We start from the raw sequence: 17,232 nt of genomic DNA on the forward strand, positions 1-17,232 counted from the left end.
CTTTATAGCCGCTTTTTCCCGCAAGTGCATCTGCCTAATCTACGCACAAGTCGCAGCGATGGCCCTGTAGGCCAGGCAAGACGCCCACTTTCAATACTTGCATGAAAAAGGATTCGCTCATGAACATTGTCCACAAAACCCTTACCGCTTCCCTTCTGGCCCTGTCCGTTTCCAGCGCCTTCGCCGCTGGCAGCCCAGGTGTGGAACAACACACCCAGGCCTTCCTCGAAGCCCTGGAACATGGGGGTGGCAAGCCGCTGGAACAACTCAGCCCGAAAGACGCCCGGGCAGTGCTGACGGGTGCCCAGGCTTCGGTCAAGGTCGACCTTTCTGGTATCGAGGTGAAAGAACACACCATCCAGGCCAACGGTGAGTCGATCAAGCTGCAAGTAGTGCGCCCGGCCAATGTGAAGGGTGACTTGCCGGTGTTCATGTTCTTTCACGGCGGCGGTTGGGTGCTTGGTGACTTCCCGACCCATCAGCGGCTGATTCGCGATCTGGTGGTCGGCTCTGGGGCGGTGGCGGTCTATGTGGACTACACCCCGTCGCCGGAAGCGCACTACCCCACGGCGATCAACCAGGCTTACGCGGCGACCCGGTGGGTAGCCGAGCACGGTAAGGAGATCGGCGTGGACGGCAAACGCCTGGCGGTGGCCGGCAACAGCGTCGGCGGCAACATGGCGGCGGTAGTGGCGCTGAAGGCCAAAGAGGCCGGCACCCCGGCCTTGCGCTTCCAGCTGCTGCTGTGGCCGGTAACCGATGCCAGCTTCGAGACTGCATCGTACAAGCAGTTTGCCGAAGGGCACTTCCTGACTACCGGGATGATGAAGTGGTTCTGGGACAGCTACACCACGGATGCCAAGGCGCGGGAACAGATCTACGCCTCGCCGCTGCGGGCCAGCAGTACACAGTTGAAAGGCTTGCCGCCGGCGCTGGTGCAAACGGCAGAGTTCGATGTGTTGCGGGATGAGGGTGAGGCGTATGCCCGCAAGTTGAATGCAGCGGGCGTAACGGTGACCTCGGTACGGTACAACGGGATGATTCATGACTATGGGCTGCTCAACCCGTTGAGCCAGGTGCCGGCCGTGAAGGTGGCGATGCGTCAGGCCGCCACGGAGCTGAAAGTACACCTTCAATAACTGTATCTACCCATGCGGCATCGCCATAAACAGGTCTGGCCCTTTCGCGGGTGAATCGGATCGCCGCACCGCCGCTCCCACAGGTTTTGCGTCGCCCACAAGGCTACGCGCTACCTGTGGGAGCTGGCTTGCCGGCGATAGGGTCTTCAGCAATTACCTCAGGGCTCGAACCCTTCGACGATGATCACCTCGGCCTTCGCCACCCCTCGCCGATGGCTGCACGCTTCCTGGTACAACTCGGACTGGTAACACGCCACCGCCTGCTCGTACGAATCGAACTCGATCACCACGCTACGCTGAGGGGTAGGCCGCCCTTCCATCGCCTCGCTGCGCCCGCCACGGGCCAGGAAGCGCCCGCCGAATGCCTTGAACGCAGCCGGGGCGCGCTGGGTGTACTGCTGATATTGCTCGGGGTCGGTCACGTCCACATGGGCGATCCAATAGGCCTTCATCCGCGGGTCTCCTGCTACGGCGATAATTGTGTATGATGGTATACCATAATAATCACCCCACCACAGTGAGCGTGCAACATGGCTTTCAACACCATCGAGGAACTTCTCGAGGACTACCGGCAAGGCAAGATGGTCCTGCTGGTGGATGACGAAGACCGGGAAAACGAAGGCGACCTGCTGATCGCCGCCGAGCGCTGCGACGCCCAGGCCATCAATTTCATGGCCCGCGAAGCGCGCGGCCTGATCTGCCTGACCCTGACCGATGATCACTGCCAACGCCTGGGCCTGGAGCAGATGGTCCCGGCCAACGGCAGCGTGTTCAGCACCGCGTTTACCGTGTCGATCGAAGCCGCCAGCGGCGTCACCACTGGCATTTCTGCCGCCGACCGGGCGCGCACCGTCGCCGCTGCCATGGCCCGCGACGCCCGCCCCGAACACCTGGTGCAACCCGGCCACATCTTCCCCCTGCGCGCCCGCGAAGGCGGCGTGCTGACCCGTGCCGGCCACACCGAAGCGGGTTGCGACCTGGCGCGCCTGGCCGGCTTCAGCCCGGCGTCGGTGATCGTCGAAGTGCTCAACGACGACGGCACCATGGCCCGCCGCCCTGACCTGGAAGTGTTCGCCGCCCGGCATGGTATCAAGATCGGCACCATCGCCGACCTGATCCACTACCGCCTGAGCACCGAGCAGACCATCAAGCGCATTGGCGAACGTGAGCTGCCGACCGTGCATGGCACTTTCCGCCTGGTTACCTATGAGGACCGCATCGAAGGGGGCGTGCACATGGCCATGGTCATGGGCGACATCCGCCGCGAGCAGCCGACGTTGGTGCGGGTTCACGTGATCGACCCGCTGCGCGACCTGGTGGGTGCCGAATATGCCGGCCCGGCCAACTGGACTCTATGGGCGGCGCTGCAGAAGGTGGCCGCAGAAGGTACCGGCGTGGTGGTGATCCTGGCCAACCACGAATCTTCCCAGGCATTGCTGGAGCGCGTGCCGCACCTGACCCAGCCGGTGCGGCCTTACCAGCGAGGGCAGTCGAAGGTGTATTCGGAAGTGGGCACCGGGGCGCAGATTCTGCAGGACCTGGGCGTGGGCAAGTTGCGCCATCTGGGGCCACCGCTGAAATACGCAGGACTCGCTGGATATGAGCTGGAGGTGGTGCAGAGCATTCCGTTCGAGCCCGCGATCCCGGACTGAGCGCCCTGCAGGGACGGAGTGATGGCCGGTCGCCTCGTCCCTCTTGCGAAAAGTTTGGAATACCATAATATGATATCCCGTAGACCTTAGATTTTCTGGCCGGCACCTACAATCACAGACGGCCCCACGACACTTTGTTTTAGCTGCTCCCCGAATACTGTTGGCGGGCGCACCCCAGCCCCGCCTCGAATAACAAAAGCAACGAGGGCGTAACCATGCTGTTGAGCAAACGTGTAACCGCAGTGCTGTCCGCCAGCCTGCTGACCCTGGCATGCCAGGCCGCCCAGGCCGCCGACAGCCTCAACTTCGTCAGCTGGGGCGGTACCACCCAGGACGCCCAGAAAGAAGCATGGGCCGTACCCTTCACCAAGGCCACCGACATCAAGGTCGTCCAGGACGGCCCCACCGACTACGGCAAGCTCAAGGCCATGGTCGAAAGCGGCAACGTGCAGTGGGACGTGGTCGACGTGGAAGCCGACTTTGCCCTGCGCGCCGCCAGCGAAGGCCTGCTCGAACCCCTGGACTTCAACCAGATCAAGCGCGACAAGATCGACCCGCGGTTCGTCTCCGACCATGGCGTCGGCTCGTTCTTCTTCTCCTTCGTGCTCGGCTACAACGAAGGCAAGCTGGGCGCCAACAAGCCGGTCGACTGGACCGCGCTGTTCGACACCAAGACCTACCCCGGCAAGCGCGCCCTGTACAAATGGCCCAGCCCCGGCGTGCTGGAACTGGCCCTGCTGGCCGACGGCGTAACGCCCGACAAGCTCTACCCGCTGGACCTGGACCGCGCCTTCAAGAAGCTCGACACCATCAAGAAAGACATCGTCTGGTGGGGCGGTGGCGCCCAGTCGCAGCAACTGCTGGCCTCGGGTGAAGCCTCGCTCGGCCAGTTCTGGAACGGCCGCGTCTACGCCCTGCAGCAAGATGGCGCCCCGGTGGGCGTGAGCTGGAAGCAGAACCTGGTCATGGCCGACTTCCTGGTCATTCCCAAGGGCGCCAAAAACAAGGACGCGGCAATGAAGTTCCTGGCCAATGCCAGCAGTGCCGAAGGCCAGGCCGAGTTCGCCAACAAGACAGCCTATGCGCCGGTGAACGTGGACAGCGTGGCCAAGCTGGACAAAGACCTCGCCCCCAACCTGCCGACCGCCTACGCCCAGGACCAGGTCACTCTGGACTTCGCCTACTGGGCCAAGAACGGCCAGGCCATCGCCGCGCGCTGGAATGAGTGGTTGGTCAAATGAAAGTCGCCATCAACGCCCTGCATAACGCGCAAGGTGCCCCCAGCGGCACCGGCGCCCCGGGAACGGCCCCTCGCCGCGTCAGCCTGAGCCAGCGCTGGAAAGGCAGCCGCAACCTGCTGCCGGCACTGCTGTTCCTGGGACTGTTCTTCTTCGCCCCGCTGGTCAGTCTGTTGCTGCGCGGGGTATTGGAACCCACGCCAGGGCTGGGCAATTACGAGCAGCTGTTCGCCAACTCGGCCTACGCACGGGTGCTGTTCAACACCTTCTCGGTGGCCGGCGTGGTCACCCTGATCAGTGTGCTGCTGGGCTTCCCGCTGGCCTGGGCCATCACCCTGGTGCCCAAGGGCTGGGGCCGCTGGCTGCTGAACATCGTGCTGCTGTCGATGTGGACGAGCCTGCTGGCACGCACCTATTCGTGGCTGGTGCTGCTGCAAAGCTCGGGGGTGATCAACAAGGCGTTGATGGCAATGGGCATCATCGATGCGCCGCTGGAAATGGTGCACAACCTGACCGGCGTGGTGATCGGCATGAGCTACATCATGATCCCGTTCATCGTGCTGCCGCTGCAGGCGACCATGCACGCGATCGACCCGATGGTGCTGCAGGCCGGCTCCATCTGTGGCGCCAGCCCGTGGACCAATTTCTGGAAGGTGTTCCTGCCGCTGTGCCGTTCGGGGCTGTTCTCCGGGGCGCTGATGGTGTTCGTGATGTCGCTCGGTTACTACGTCACCCCGGCGCTGCTGGGCGGTGCGCAGAACATGATGCTGCCCGAATTCATCATCCAGCAGGTGCAGTCGTTCCTTAACTGGGGCCTGGCCAGCGCCGCTGCCGCACTGTTGGTGTTGATCACCCTGGTGCTTTTCTACCTGTACCTGAAGCTGCAGCCGGAATCCCCGGTCGGCAACGCGAGGTAAACCACCATGCTCCTGTCCCCCAATGCCATGGGCCGCCCGCTGCGTACCGGCCTGTACCTGACCACCGGGGTCATCGCGGCCTTCCTGCTGCTGCCGGTGGTGTTCATCGTGTTGCTGTCGTTCGGCTCGTCGCAATGGCTGGTGTTCCCGCCGCCGGGCTGGACCTTCAAATGGTACGGCCAGTTCTTCTCCAACCCGGAGTGGATGGACGCCGCACTGGCCAGCCTGAAAGTGGCCGTGCTGACCACCATCGCCGCCGTGCTGCTGGGCCTGCCCAGCGCGTTCGCCTTGGTGCGTGGCCGCTTCCCCGGCCGCGAGCTGCTGTACGGGCTGTTCACCATGCCGATGATTGTGCCGCTGGTGATCATCGCGGTGGCGGTGTACGCGCTGTTCCTCAAGCTCGGCTACACCGGCACGCTGTTCGCTTTTGTGGTCAGCCACGTGATCGTCGCCCTGCCCTTCACCATCATCTCGATCATCAACTCGCTGAAGCTGTTCGACCAGTCGATCGAAGATGCTGCGGTGATCTGCGGCGCTTCGCGGTTGCAGGCGATCTTCAAGGTGACATTCCCGGCCATTCGCCCGGGCATGATCGCCGGCGGCCTGTTCGCCTTCCTGGTGTCGTGGGATGAGGTGGTGCTGAGCGTGATGATGGCCAGCCCCGACCTGCAGACCCTGCCTGTGAAGATGTGGACCACCCTGCGCCAGGACCTGAGCCCGGTCATCGCCGTGGCCTCGACCCTGCTGATCGGCCTGTCGCTGCTTGTCATGTTCATTGCCGCCGCCTTGCGCCGGCGCACCGAAGTCAACGCCTGAGCGCGCGGAGAAAACAACAATGAGTGCAGTGATCAACGACAACGCGCACGGCAAGACCCTGGTCAGCCTGCGCGGCCTGAACAAGCACTACGGCGACTTTGCCGCCGTGGACAACCTCGACCTGGAGATCCAGGACGGCGAGTTCCTGACCTTCCTGGGTTCCAGCGGCTCGGGCAAATCCACCACCCTGTCGATGCTGGCCGGTTTCGAAACCCCCAGCAGCGGCGAGATTTTGGTAGAGGGCCAGTCGCTGGTGAACGTGCCGCCACACAAGCGTGATATCGGCATGGTGTTCCAGCGCTATTCGCTGTTCCCGCACCTGAACGTGCGCGACAACATCGCGTTCCCCCTGGCTATCCGCAAGCTGAGCAGCGCCGAGACCAACAAGCGTGTCGAGGCGATGCTCAAGCTGGTGCAGCTGGACAAGTTCGCCCACCGCAAGCCCGCGCAAATGTCCGGCGGCCAGCAGCAGCGCGTGGCGATTGCCCGGGCCCTGGTGTACGAGCCGCGCATCCTGCTGATGGACGAACCGCTCGGCGCGCTGGACAAGAAGCTGCGTGAAGACCTGCAGGACGAACTGCGCCAACTGCACCGCCGGCTGGGCATCACCATCGTCTACGTCACCCACGACCAGGAAGAAGCCATGCGCCTGTCCCAGCGCATCGCCATCTTCAGCCACGGCAAGATCGTTGGCCTGGGCACTGGCTACGACTTGTACCAGAACCCGCCGAATGCCTTCGTGGCCTCGTTCCTGGGCAACTCCAACTTCCTGCGGATCAAGGCCAGCAGCAATGGCGCGGGCAGCTTCGAGGGCCAATCGGTGGCCATTCGCCTGACCGCAGGCCTGGCCGCTGCGCAGGATGCCCTGATCATGGTGCGCCCGGAAAAGGCCTTGGCCCTGACCGTCGAACAGGCGGCGCGCGAGCCGCTGCCGGCGGGTTGGAACGAGGTCAGTGCCAAGGTGGGCGAGGTGCTGTTCCTGGGTGAGAGCCAGACCTGCCATGTGGTGACTGCGGGCGGTACCGAGCTGACGGTGAAGGCGCTGTCGGCTGCGGGGATGCCGATGCAGCCGGGCGATAGCGTGAAGGTGCGCTGGGCGGTGGCGGATGCCTGCATTTATACCGAATGGGCCGAGAGTGACCTGAGCAAATCGGCCGGGGCGCATTGAGATCGCCGGGGCCGCCTTGCGGCCCTATCGCCGGCAAGCCAGCTCCCACAGGAGTAGCGCATGGCTGCTATTCCTGCTGCCCCATCGCTGGCAAGCCAGCTCACACAGTGTAGCGCATGGCTGAAGGGTAATGCGGTCGAGGTGGGAGCTGGCTTGCCGGCGATAGGGCTGCGCAGCAGCCCCACTAACGCCACTGACGGGCATCAGGCCAAGCCGTCACATTATCATCACGCGACTGTCGTAATCTGCCGGCCAACTCTATGCCACAGGGCCACCCGGCATGCCCCGCCTGCTTGTCTTGCTGCTCACCCTGATACCGCTAGCGACCTTGGCCGAACCCAGCCATTTGCGCGTGCAAGGCTCCAACACCATCGGCGCAGCGCTGTTGCCTGCCCTCGTGCAAGGGCAACTCCGGGCGCAACAAGCCACTGCCATCGAACAGCAGCCAGGCAAGCTGGCCAACGAAACCGTGATCACCGCGCGCGATGCGCTTGGGCAGCCGATGCGCATCGATATCGCCGCCCACGGTTCCAGCACCGGCTTCGTCGCCCTCGGCCGTGGCGAGGCCGACCTGGCGGCCGCCTCGCGGCCGGTCAATGACCGCGAAGCACGCCAGCTGCGGGCCCTGGGCGACCTGCGCGCAGCCGCCGCCGAACAAGTCATCGGCCTGGATGGGGTGGCAGTCATCGTCCACCCCGACAACCCGCTGCCGCAACTCACCACAAGGCAACTGGCGCAGATTTTCTCTGGGCAGATCCAGCGCTGGGAGCAATTGGGCATCGCCGGCGGGGCTATTCATCTGTACGCCCGTGACGATCGTTCCGGCACTTATGAAACCTTCAAGGCGCTGGTGCTGGAGCCTCAGCATGAGGAACTTTCGGCCGTGGCACGGCGTTTCGAGTCCAGCGACGATCTGGCTGCAGGGGTGAGCACCGACCGCCAGGCCATCGGCTTCAGCAGCCTGGCCGCAGTGCACGGGGCCAAGGTACTGGCGGTAGCCGAAGGCGACGCGCCGGCCATGTTGCCGCAGCGGGCGCTGGTGGCCAGCGAGGACTACCCGCTGTCGCGGCGCCTGTATTTCTACCTGCCAGCCAACCCCAGGCCGCAGGCCAAGGCCCTGGCCGAGTTTGCCCAGAGCCCCGCAGGCCAGGCGATCGTCGCCCAGCATGGCTTCGTTTCGCAGCAGATAAAGGCGCAGCCTGTGCCGCCCCAGGCCGGCATGCCGCCGCGCTATCGCACCCTGGCGCAACAGGCGCAGCGTTTGAGTGTGAACTTCCGCTTCCAGGAAGGCAGTGCCAGCCTCGACAACAAGGCGCTGCGTGACGTGCAGCGGGTCGCCGAGTACCTGCGCCAGGCCGGCAAACTGCAGAGCAAGACCGTGCTGGTGGGGTTTGGCGACCCCAAGGAAACACCCGGCCGCGCCGCCCTGCTCTCGCGCCTGCGCGCCCAGGCAGTGCGCCGCGAACTGGCACGCGATGGTGTGGCCGTGCTGGAGGTGACAGGCATGGGCGATGAGCTGCCGGTCGCCGGGAATGAATTGGAGCAAGGGCGACTGCGCAACCGGCGGGTCGAAGTGTGGGTGTACTGATTTACAAGCCTGCGCACATTCCTGTGTAGGAGCGGCCTGGCAAAGAAATGTAACAGCTCCCCATTCGGCATCATCGGCAAACGGGTCTAGGCTCAAGCTCATGTGATACCGGGCCCCTCTGACGGCTGCCACGCCGTGATGTCGGATCACTGTTGCCATGCAACGTCGACATTCAAGGAGGGGCTCATGACAGCTCTGCAGGCATTCCTCACCACCCCGTTTCTCGGTACCAGCGCCTGGTTGTGGCTGGTGTTCATGGCCATCGTCGTCGGTTTGCTGGTGCTTGACCTGGGCGTGCTGCACCGCCAGGACCGGGAAATCGAAATGCGCGAAAGCCTGCTGCTGTATTCGGGCTATTTCAGCGTCGGCGTGCTGTTCGGCGCCGGAGTGTGGTATCAGCTCGGGGCGCAGTCGGCGCTGGAGTTCTACACCGGTTTCCTGGTCGAACAGTCGCTGTCGATGGACAACGTGTTCGTCATGGCGATGATCTTCAGCTACTTCGCCATCCCCCGCCGCTACCAGCACCGGGTCCTGTTCTGGGGCATCCTCGGCGTCGTGTTCCTGCGGGCGATCATGATTGGTGTAGGCGCTGCGCTGGTGCAGAATTTTGCCTGGGTGCTGTACATCTTCGGCGCCTTCCTGCTGTTTACCGGGGTGAAAATGGCGCTGTCGAAGGAAGACAGCCACCCGGACCTGGCCAACAACCCGATCCTGAAGTTCGTGCGCCGGCACATGCGGGTCACCGACCAGATACACGGCTCGCACTTCTTCGTGCGCCAGACGCCGCCCGGGCACAGCAAGGCGCTGCGCTATGCCACCCCACTGTTCCTGGCGCTGGTGCTGATCGAGCTGGCCGACCTGGTGTTCGCCGTCGACAGCGTCCCGGCGATCTTCGCCATTACCCAGGACCCGTTCATCGTCTATACCTCGAACATCTTTGCCATTCTTGGCTTGCGCTCGCTGTACTTCGCCCTGTCGGCGCTGATGCACCGCTTCGTTTACCTCAAGTATGCGTTGGCGCTGGTGTTGATCTTCATTGGGTGCAAGATTTTCTATCACGGCATGGTGGGCAAGGTGCCAGCGTTGCTGTCGTTGGGGGTGACGTTCGGGCTGTTGCTGGGTGGAGTGGTGGTTTCGTTGGTCAAGACGCGGGGGGAGAAGGTGGCTGTCGTAGATCAGGCGCTCGGGCAAGCTACAAATGCCGATCGTAAAGCCGGCCAGAAAGAGGAAGACCCGCAGATGCGGGTCTGAAATCAAGAAACTGAGCAGAGATCATTGCTTTATGATGAAATAACCCACCGTTCCCCAGACTGATGAAATCAGGATCAGCCAAAGAGCTGCTCCTAGTTTTCGCCGCAACTTGGGTGGAAACCTTTCAAGTTCTGGCTTGTCCAACCAGCCCAAGCGCAAATGTAGCCATGGAAATGTAACTAACGCGCTTACCGTGCTCAACAGTAGACATCGAGACCTCAGGCTTCCTCCACCCCATACGGGTTTCATCTGTTCCAGATAGGGATTGCTGGTAATAGCTGAAATAGCAATATCAAAGTCCGACGACAGTGCTATCTGGACATTCATAGCGATACCGACAAGTCCGATGATGAAGGGCGCAACCAGGAAAGCTATTCGCAAGTATGGCGACCAGCTATCAAAGTCAATCATCCATTACCTCATAAATCATTTCACCGACCTTCTCGCCAGCCGCGCCAATACCAATAGAGCCTGCCGCAGAGCCGGCGCCCACCAGGACAATCCCGCATACGGGAACACCGAGGCCGCCGGTACCCACCGTGAAAACACCGCATAGCGCGGCAGCGGCAGCACCTGCGATGTAACCTCCCACCATCCCTCCCCCTATACCACCAGCGAAACTCCCCGTTTCGGTGAGTCGGACTTTCCGGCAGTCTTCAGTTTCACCTGCACCACAGACCTCTTGCACTTTTAAATATGAAGAAGCTCCCCCCAACCCAATCGCAGCATACCCACCATATTGAAGGTACTTGCTAAGCCGCGCCACCTTGTCCAGATGCGTTGCATACCCCGGAATCTGCCCCGGCCCGCCGGCCTTTGACCAGTGGTGTACAAGGCTCTTGGTCGAAATGTTCAAACTCTTCTTCAGCCTTTCATAGCTTCCCAGGTTCAGTTGCTTGTTAAGGAATGCCACTTTCAACTGTCCATCCAGCTGCTTCAAGAGCTGCCGCCGTTCAGCGAAGAACCCTGGACTGTTCAGGTGGCCATGGCGCATGAATTCCCGCTGATGCAACTGCTCGATCCTGGTCAACGTGCCACTGACCTGCTTCAAACCCTGGTCCAGCATATCCTTGCCCACGCCCATGGACTGGCTGGCATTGCTGAGCAAGCCCGCAATCTCGGCCTGGTGCGCCATCATGAAATCCGCTTCGGCGAAATCCAGCACCGCCAGCGCACGGCGTGCGTGCTGCGCCGCCGCCATCAGCTGGCCTTCCTCGCGAGTGCAGGCGTCACCGTTGTCAGGGTCACCGATGACGAAAATTTCCCCTGCCTTGAACCCCTGTTCGAACGTAGGATTGAGCCGCTGCAGCCGGGAAATTGGTAACGTGGCATCGTGTTCGGCCAGTTCAAGCAGCACCTGCGGGAACGACATGCGCCGCGGAATAACGTAGAACCCAGGCTCCAGAGTACCGGGCATCGCACCTACCGCGGACTGAGAAAAACGTTCGGGGTAGACGGGGGTTGATGCCTCGGCAAAATGGGTAGGCGCATGTCGGGCAACGGAGCGCATCGGCACAAATGCTCCACTCAACGGTGCGACCACGCGATTACTGCCCGGCGGGCAGCCACAGAGGACCAGAGCACCATCCATGGCGACACGCCGGCCGTCAGAGATGACGAAATCCGCCCCTTCGGCGATGACCCCTTCCTGGCCACACAGGGGGCATGGCGTGGTGTGATCACCTTCGCGCAGCACCATTCGGCCCTCGTCGAGATAGCCTGCATCCGTGGCAATACACACCGCCCCCGTTGTGGTTACATCGCCATCTACTGCCTGACCTTTTCCCTCTAGACTGGTGCGCATATGCAAACTCCCCGTGCACGAAGTTGAGGTTAAAACCTAACATCAGCATGGGAGATACAAGTGGCCTGAGTCGAAAATCAGATGTTTCCTACAAATGGCCCAAAGTATGTTTTGCAGAACAAGCCGGGGGTTTTCTTGGCGGAGAAAATCAAATTTCCTACATCACAAATATAATTCATCCGACTGCAGCCAGACGCATACGGCAAGGCCGAAATACGCTCACCTGTAAGAGCGCATGGCTTCAGTCTGACAATGAAGTCAGTAATTCATCGCCCGCTTCGCAACATCTCCACCGGCACATACTTGCCAATCTCGTACTTGCCAATCGCCGCCCGGTGTACCTCGTCAGGTCCGTCGGCCAGGCGCAAGGTGCGCTGCATGGCATACATGTAGGCCAGCGGGAAGTCGCCGCTTACCCCCGCCCCGCCATGTATCTGGATGGCGCGGTCGATCACCTTCAACGCCACGTTCGGCGCCACCACCTTGATCTGCGCGATCTCGCTGCGGGCGACCTTGTTGCCGACCGTGTCCATCATATAGGCGGCTTTCAGTGTCAGCAGCCGGGCCATGTCGATCTCCATGCGCGAGTCGGCGATCTTGTCGACGTTGCCGCCCAGGCGTGCCAGTGGCCGGCCAAACGCGGTGCGTTCCACCGCCCGCTTGCACATCAGCTCCAGCGCGCGCTCGGCCATGCCGATCGAGCGCATGCAGTGATGGATACGGCCCGGGCCCAGGCGCCCCTGGGCAATCTCGAAACCGCGGCCCTCGCCGAGGAGCACGTTTTCATACGGTACCCGCACGTTCTCGAACAGGACTTCGGCATGGCCGTGAGGGGCATCGTCATAGCCGAACACCGGGAGCGGGCGGACAATCTTCACGCCGGGCGCATCGGTGGGCACCAGCACCATCGAATGCTGCTGGTGACGCGCCCCCTCAGGATCGGACAGGCCCATGAAAATCATCACTTTGCAGCGCGGATCGCAAGCGCCGGAGGTCCACCATTTGCGGCCGTTGATCAGCCATTGGTCGCCGTCACGCACGGCCGTCGCGGCCATGTTGGTAGCGTCCGAGGAAGCCACGTCCGGTTCGGTCATGGCGAACGCCGAACGGATCTCGCCCCGCAGCAGCGGCTCCAGCCACTGGCGCTTTTGCGCCTCGCTGCCATAACGCACCAGTACTTCCATGTTGCCGGTGTCCGGCGCAGAGCAGTTGAACGGTTCCGGGCCGAGCAACGAGCGGCCCATGATTTCCGCCAGCGGGGCGTATTCCAGGTTGCTCAAACCGGCGCCGTATTCCGATTCGGGCAGAAACAGGTTCCACAGCCCCTCGGCACGGGCCTTGGCCTTGAGCTCTTCCATGATTGCAGTGGGCTGCCAGCGGTCGCCCTCGGCGACCTGGCGCTCGAACACCGCTTCGGCGGGGTAGACATGGGCGTCCATGAACGCGCTGACGCGCTCGCGCAGTGCCTGGACCTTGGGCGAATAGGCGAAATCCATCGGGGCTACCTTCACGGTTCGGAGTACATGGGCCAGAGCCTAGAGCAGCCAGCCCCCATCCACCTAGTCTATTTTCCGCGTGTATAAACATTCATAACCGATATATGATCGGCCGATAATTCCAACAAAGAGCGGCGCCCATGAACCTCAGCAAGGTCGACCTCAACCTGTTCATCGTGTTCGACGCGATCTACACCGAAGCCAACCTGACCCGCGCCGGGCAGATTGTCGGCATCACCCAGCCAGCGGTGTCCAACGCCCTTTCGCGGTTGCGCGAAACCTTCAACGACCCGCTGTTCGTACGCACCGCCCAAGGCATGGTGCCCACACCCATGGCGCAGAACATCATCGGCCCGGTGCGCAACGCCCTGGCGCTGCTGCGCACCTCGGTGCAGGAAAGCCGCATCTTCAACCCCCAGCAGGCCAACAAGACCTTCCGCATCAGCATGACCGACCTGACCGAGGCGGTGATCTTGCCGCCGCTGTTCCAGCGCCTGCGCCGCCTGGCACCGGCCGTGTTGATCGAGAGCTTCCTGTGCAAGCGCCGCGAGACCACCAAGGAACTGGCCGCCGGCAGGCTGGACTTCGCCATCGACGCGCCGCTGAACACCGACCCGCAGGTACGCCACGTCAAATTGATGCAAGACCGCTACGTCTGCGCCCTGCGCCAAGGCCACCCGCTGGCCGACAGCAAGCTGACCCTCGACAGTTATCTGGGCATGACCCATATCCATATTTCCAGCCGGCGCAACGGCCTGGGCTATGTGGACCTGGCGCTGGGCAAGATGGGTGTGCAGCGCAAGGTCGCCCTGCGCTCGCAGCATTACCTGATGGCCTCGCAGGTGCTGCAGCAGACCGACATGGCGATGACCGTCCCGGAACGCTTCGCCCGCCGTCACCAGTTGCGTTACCACCCATTGCCAGTCGAGGTTCCCGCCCTGGAAACCCACTTGTACTGGCATGAAAGCACTGATCAGGACCCCGCCAACCGCTGGATGCGCGAGCAGATCATCGAGTTGTGCGAACGCGTGGTTGCGGAGGAAGAGCGAGTTCTGGAATCAGCATGAGCATACGAGTGAGGGACTTGGCATACCTCTCACCCTCTAGAGAAAAATATTCTACAGAGGACCAGATAAAGGGAATTATTTCTCAAGTCATTTGACGAATTGGCAACGGGTAGTAAAAAACATCTTCAAAGCGGCGGGTACGCTTACTTCGACGATCGCCCCTTTCACGGCGACAGACACGGACCCGCCCCAATGCCCAGCGCCCCGCTCTACTTCGATTACGCCGCCACCACTCCAGTCGATGACCGGGTCATCGAAACCATGCTCGCCTGTCTGGGCAGCCAGGCCAACTTCGGCAACCCGGCGTCCAGTGGCCATGCCTTCGGCCAGGCCGCCCGTCACGCCGTGGAACAGGCCCGCGAGCAGGTAGCCGAATGCGTTGGCGCGCAGGCCGATGCGCTGGTGTGGACCTCGGGGGCGACCGAGTCCAACAACTTGGCACTCAAGGGCATTGCCCAGGGCCTCGGCCAGCCCGGGCACCTGATCACCAGCCAGCTCGAACACAAGGCGGTGCTCGACACGGTTGCCGAACTGGAGCGCCAGGGCTGGGCCGTGACCCGCCTGGCACCCGATGCGGCTGGCCTGATCCAGCCCGCAAGCGTGCAAGCAGCACTGCGCGCCGATACGCGCCTGGTCTCCCTGATGGCGGTGAACAATGAACTGGGTACGCTCACAGACGTTGCCACTATTGGCGAACATGTGCGCGCCCACGGTGCCCTGCTGCACGTGGACGCCGCGCAGGCGGTGGGCAAGGTGGCCATCGACCTGAGTACGATGGCCGTAGACCTGATGTCCTTTTCAGCGCACAAGGTATACGGGCCAAAAGGCATCGGAGCGCTCTACATCGGGCCTCGGGCGCGCGCGCTGATGCGTGCGCAGATGCACGGCGGCGGCCATGAGCAGGGCCTGCGCTCCGGCACGCTGGCGACGCACCAGATCGCCGGCATGGGCAGCGCTTTTGCCCTCGCCGGCCAACCTGGCGATAGCGAACATGTGCGCGTTGAACAGTTGGCCAAGCGGCTTTGCGAAGGCCTGCTGGGCTTGCCCGGCGTCTCTCTGAACGGCTGCGCCAGCCAACGCATCGCCCATACCTTGAACCTGTGCATCGACAGCCAGGGGTTCAACAGTGCGGCGCTGGCCAGCGAGCTGGCGCTGTCGACCACCTCGGCCTGCAACTCGGCCAGCAACGCAGCCTCGCATGTGCTGCTGGCGCTGGGCCTGGATGAGCGCCAGGCACGCAACAGCCTGCGCTTGAGCATCGGCCGCTACACCACCGAGGCCGAAGTGGACAAGGCGCTTGAAGTGTTTACCCGAGTACTGGCTTCGGCGTCGGCGGCATTGTGGTGAACAGGCGCTGGAACCGCCGGCTATACGAGGTGTAGCCCCCGCCGCACGTCGGCTTCAGAGGAAAGTGAACACCTGCGAAGCCGGCAACCGCGACTTGCTCAAGCCGGCGTTGAAGTCCGTCTGGCTGCGATAGCCCAGGCTGAGGATCACCACGCTGGTGAAGCCACGCTCGCGCAAGCCAAGCTCGGCATCGAGGATCTGGCTGTCGAAGCCCTCGATGGGCGTGGCATCCAGCCCATGTGCTGCCGCACCCAGCAGGGCAGTACCCAGGGCCAGGTAGGTCTGCTTTTCCATCCAGTGCTGCGCGTCTTTCTGGTCAAAGCGGTGCAGGTCGACATAGTACCGTCGGCTCTGGTTCTGCGCAGCACGCGCTTGCTCATCGCGGAAGCGGCCATCTGCGGCCTCCTGGTCAAGCACGCCGTTCAGGTGCGCTTCGGTCATTTCGGTGCGGGTGCAAAACACGATCACATGCGAGGCATCGAGCAATTTCGGCGAGTTGTAGGCAAACCGCTCCGCCGTGCTCTTGGCCAGGCGGGCCTTGCCTTCGGCGCTGTCGGCGACGATGAAGTGCCAGGGTTGCGAGTTGACTGAAGACGGGCTGTGGCGCAGTTGTTCGAGCAAGGCATCGACGGTGGCCTGGGGAATGCGGCGCGAGGCATCGTAGGCTTTGGTGGTATAGCGGCGCTTGGCCAGCGAGACGGTATCCATGCAGCAACTCCGGGAATGAACAATAGATGTGCCGCGCATCTTATCTTTCCTGCGGAAAAGAAAAAGCGGCACAATGCAGCAACACTTTCATCGCCGGAGTGAAAATGCTGCGCATCGCTGACCTCGAACTGTTCGCCCGCAGCAGCGTGCTGGGCAGTTTCACCGCCGCCGCTCATGAGGCTGGGTTGCTACCGGGCCAGGTGGCCGCCGCGATCAAGCGCCTGGAGCGCGACCTGGACGTACGCCTGTTCGCCCGCACTACCCGCAGCCTGCGCCTGACCGCCGAAGGCGAGCGCTACCTGCCCACCGCCCTGAATGTGCTGGAGAGCCTGCGCCAGGGCCATGAAGACCTGCATGGCAACCCGGGCACACTGCGCGGCACGCTGCAGGTTTCGGCACCTTCCGACATGGGTCGCAACATGCTGCTGCCATGGCTGAGCGCCTTTCGCCGCGAGCACCCGGCCCTGCAACTGCGGTTTTTTTTGTCCGACCAGATCGCCGACCTGAACCGCGACCCGGTGGACGTGGCCATCCGTTATGGCCTCAACCAGGATGCCAACTACATCGCCCTGCCCTTGGCCGACTGGAACCGCCGGGTACTGGTGGCCTCGCCGGACTACCTGGCACGCCGCGGCCACCCGCTCACCCCCGACGCATTGCAGCAACACGACTGCCTGCTGTACCTGCAGCACAACCGGGTGTATGACAAGTGGCGAGTCGGCAACCGCACCGTGCAGGTGCGCGGGCCGCTGGTCAGCGACGATGCCGATGTCATCCGGCGCCTGGCCATTCAGGGCGAAGGCATCGTCTACAAGTCGTGGCTGGATGTCAGCGCCAACATCGCGGCCGGCGAGCTGCAAATCGTCCTGCCCGAGTTGCTCGGCGAGCCCACGCCGGTCACCCTGGTGTGCCCGCATCGCAAACAGCTGACGCCTGCCGTGGCGCAGTTGCACCTGTGGCTGCGCGAGCGCTTCGAAGCCTTGCGCAGCCGGGCGCTGAGCAACGGCTGCACAATCGTTCCAGACTGAGCCGGACCATTAC

The 17,232-nt window shown here is 62.8% G+C and carries 16 protein-coding genes; 11 read left to right on the forward strand and 5 right to left on the reverse strand.

What is annotated here, in order from left to right; genetic code table 11:
* Positions 1 to 119: 119 nt before the first annotated feature.
* Entirely contained in the window at positions 120 to 1,139 is a 1,020-nt protein-coding gene (locus AC5O5I_RS17790; protein ID WP_494511243.1) for an alpha/beta hydrolase, read from the forward strand.
* Between the two features lie 158 nt (positions 1,140 to 1,297).
* Here AC5O5I_RS17790 and AC5O5I_RS17795 read toward each other — a convergent pair whose 3' ends face one another.
* The gene (locus AC5O5I_RS17795) at positions 1,298 to 1,591 is read right to left on the reverse strand and encodes a DUF1330 domain-containing protein (protein WP_172228809.1); all 294 of its coding nucleotides are present in this window, start codon (positions 1,589 to 1,591) and stop codon (positions 1,298 to 1,300) included.
* Between the two features lie 78 nt (positions 1,592 to 1,669).
* On the opposite strand from AC5O5I_RS17795, the gene ribBA reads away from it, so the two are divergent.
* The 7 genes from ribBA (at position 1,670) to AC5O5I_RS17830 (ending at position 9,769) form a co-directional block, all read left to right on the forward strand.
* Entirely contained in the window at positions 1,670 to 2,791 is a 1,122-nt protein-coding gene (gene ribBA / locus AC5O5I_RS17800; RefSeq protein WP_172228807.1) for a bifunctional 3,4-dihydroxy-2-butanone-4-phosphate synthase/GTP cyclohydrolase II, read from the forward strand.
* A 215-nt stretch (positions 2,792 to 3,006) separates the two neighbouring features.
* Positions 3,007 to 4,032, forward strand: a complete 1,026-nt coding sequence (locus tag AC5O5I_RS17805) for an ABC transporter substrate-binding protein (RefSeq protein ID WP_172228805.1) — start codon at positions 3,007 to 3,009, stop codon at positions 4,030 to 4,032.
* Positions 4,029 to 4,946, forward strand: coding sequence for an ABC transporter permease (locus AC5O5I_RS17810; protein WP_172228804.1), 918 nt, complete (start codon positions 4,029 to 4,031; stop codon positions 4,944 to 4,946). Before AC5O5I_RS17805 ends, AC5O5I_RS17810 begins: the two co-directional genes overlap by 4 nt.
* A 6-nt stretch (positions 4,947 to 4,952) precedes the next feature.
* A complete protein-coding gene (locus AC5O5I_RS17815; RefSeq protein ID WP_172228802.1) occupies positions 4,953 to 5,762 on the forward strand; it encodes an ABC transporter permease in 810 nt (269 codons plus the stop codon).
* Between the two features lie 19 nt (positions 5,763 to 5,781).
* The gene (locus AC5O5I_RS17820; protein WP_172228800.1) at positions 5,782 to 6,930 is read left to right on the forward strand and encodes an ABC transporter ATP-binding protein; all 1,149 of its coding nucleotides are present in this window, start codon (positions 5,782 to 5,784) and stop codon (positions 6,928 to 6,930) included.
* A 280-nt stretch (positions 6,931 to 7,210) separates the two neighbouring features.
* Entirely contained in the window at positions 7,211 to 8,518 is a 1,308-nt protein-coding gene (locus AC5O5I_RS17825; protein ID WP_494511244.1) for a substrate-binding domain-containing protein, read from the forward strand.
* Between the two features lie 186 nt (positions 8,519 to 8,704).
* The gene (locus AC5O5I_RS17830; protein WP_172287181.1) at positions 8,705 to 9,769 is read left to right on the forward strand and encodes a TerC family protein; all 1,065 of its coding nucleotides are present in this window, start codon (positions 8,705 to 8,707) and stop codon (positions 9,767 to 9,769) included.
* Between the two features lie 21 nt (positions 9,770 to 9,790).
* On the opposite strand, the gene AC5O5I_RS17835 is transcribed toward AC5O5I_RS17830, so the two are convergent.
* The 3 genes from AC5O5I_RS17835 to AC5O5I_RS17845 all read right to left on the reverse strand — a co-directional run bounded on the left by AC5O5I_RS17835 (position 9,791) and on the right by AC5O5I_RS17845 (position 13,069).
* Positions 9,791 to 10,180, reverse strand: a complete 390-nt coding sequence (locus tag AC5O5I_RS17835; protein ID WP_494511245.1) for a hypothetical protein — start codon at positions 10,178 to 10,180, stop codon at positions 9,791 to 9,793.
* Positions 10,173 to 11,573 carry a PAAR domain-containing protein gene (locus AC5O5I_RS17840; protein ID WP_494511246.1) on the reverse strand — a complete coding sequence of 467 codons (1,401 nt, stop codon included), beginning with the start codon at positions 11,571 to 11,573 and terminating at the stop codon, positions 10,173 to 10,175. Before AC5O5I_RS17840 ends, AC5O5I_RS17835 begins: the two co-directional genes overlap by 8 nt.
* Before the next feature lie 266 nt (positions 11,574 to 11,839).
* Complete coding sequence (locus AC5O5I_RS17845) at positions 11,840 to 13,069, reverse strand: acyl-CoA dehydrogenase (RefSeq protein WP_494511247.1); 1,230 nt, start codon at positions 13,067 to 13,069, stop codon at positions 11,840 to 11,842.
* Positions 13,070 to 13,209: 140 nt separating this feature from the next.
* Here AC5O5I_RS17845 and AC5O5I_RS17850 point away from each other — a divergent pair, with 140 nt between their 5' ends.
* Together AC5O5I_RS17850 and AC5O5I_RS17855 are read left to right on the forward strand one after the other, a co-directional pair.
* Positions 13,210 to 14,136: a LysR family transcriptional regulator gene (locus tag AC5O5I_RS17850; RefSeq protein WP_172230959.1), complete on the forward strand. Its 927-nt coding sequence runs from the start codon at positions 13,210 to 13,212 to the stop codon at positions 14,134 to 14,136.
* 192 nt (positions 14,137 to 14,328) lie between these two features.
* A complete protein-coding gene (locus AC5O5I_RS17855) occupies positions 14,329 to 15,483 on the forward strand; it encodes a cysteine desulfurase family protein (protein WP_172287190.1) in 1,155 nt (384 codons plus the stop codon).
* Positions 15,484 to 15,537: 54 nt separating this feature from the next.
* On the opposite strand, the gene nfsB is transcribed toward AC5O5I_RS17855, so the two are convergent.
* Complete coding sequence (nfsB, locus tag AC5O5I_RS17860) at positions 15,538 to 16,191, reverse strand: oxygen-insensitive NAD(P)H nitroreductase (protein WP_172230965.1); 654 nt, start codon at positions 16,189 to 16,191, stop codon at positions 15,538 to 15,540.
* Between the two features lie 104 nt (positions 16,192 to 16,295).
* On the opposite strand from nfsB, the gene AC5O5I_RS17865 reads away from it, so the two are divergent.
* A complete protein-coding gene (locus tag AC5O5I_RS17865; RefSeq protein ID WP_172287192.1) occupies positions 16,296 to 17,219 on the forward strand; it encodes a LysR family transcriptional regulator in 924 nt (307 codons plus the stop codon).
* Positions 17,220 to 17,232 lie beyond the last annotated feature (13 nt).

Source organism: Pseudomonas sp. 9_2_1, assembly GCF_059295275.1.

Excerpts from the sequence above, each read along its gene's own strand:
- AC5O5I_RS17790 (WP_494511243.1), top strand. The coding sequence starts at position 120 with ATGAACATTGTCCACAAAACCCTTACCGCTTCCCTTCTGGCCCTGTCC.
- AC5O5I_RS17795 (WP_172228809.1), bottom strand. The coding sequence starts at position 1,591 with ATGAAGGCCTATTGGATCGCCCATGTGGACGTGACCGACCCCGAGCAA.
- ribBA (WP_172228807.1), top strand. The coding sequence starts at position 1,670 with ATGGCTTTCAACACCATCGAGGAACTTCTCGAGGACTACCGGCAAGGC.
- AC5O5I_RS17805 (WP_172228805.1), top strand. The coding sequence starts at position 3,007 with ATGCTGTTGAGCAAACGTGTAACCGCAGTGCTGTCCGCCAGCCTGCTG.
- AC5O5I_RS17810 (WP_172228804.1), top strand. The coding sequence starts at position 4,029 with ATGAAAGTCGCCATCAACGCCCTGCATAACGCGCAAGGTGCCCCCAGC.
- AC5O5I_RS17815 (WP_172228802.1), top strand. The coding sequence starts at position 4,953 with ATGCTCCTGTCCCCCAATGCCATGGGCCGCCCGCTGCGTACCGGCCTG.
- AC5O5I_RS17820 (WP_172228800.1), top strand. The coding sequence starts at position 5,782 with ATGAGTGCAGTGATCAACGACAACGCGCACGGCAAGACCCTGGTCAGC.
- AC5O5I_RS17825 (WP_494511244.1), top strand. The coding sequence starts at position 7,211 with ATGCCCCGCCTGCTTGTCTTGCTGCTCACCCTGATACCGCTAGCGACC.
- AC5O5I_RS17830 (WP_172287181.1), top strand. The coding sequence starts at position 8,705 with ATGACAGCTCTGCAGGCATTCCTCACCACCCCGTTTCTCGGTACCAGC.
- AC5O5I_RS17835 (WP_494511245.1), bottom strand. The coding sequence starts at position 10,180 with ATGATTGACTTTGATAGCTGGTCGCCATACTTGCGAATAGCTTTCCTG.
- AC5O5I_RS17840 (WP_494511246.1), bottom strand. The coding sequence starts at position 11,573 with ATGCGCACCAGTCTAGAGGGAAAAGGTCAGGCAGTAGATGGCGATGTA.
- AC5O5I_RS17845 (WP_494511247.1), bottom strand. The coding sequence starts at position 13,069 with ATGGATTTCGCCTATTCGCCCAAGGTCCAGGCACTGCGCGAGCGCGTC.
- AC5O5I_RS17850 (WP_172230959.1), top strand. The coding sequence starts at position 13,210 with ATGAACCTCAGCAAGGTCGACCTCAACCTGTTCATCGTGTTCGACGCG.
- AC5O5I_RS17855 (WP_172287190.1), top strand. The coding sequence starts at position 14,329 with ATGCCCAGCGCCCCGCTCTACTTCGATTACGCCGCCACCACTCCAGTC.
- nfsB (WP_172230965.1), bottom strand. The coding sequence starts at position 16,191 with ATGGATACCGTCTCGCTGGCCAAGCGCCGCTATACCACCAAAGCCTAC.
- AC5O5I_RS17865 (WP_172287192.1), top strand. The coding sequence starts at position 16,296 with ATGCTGCGCATCGCTGACCTCGAACTGTTCGCCCGCAGCAGCGTGCTG.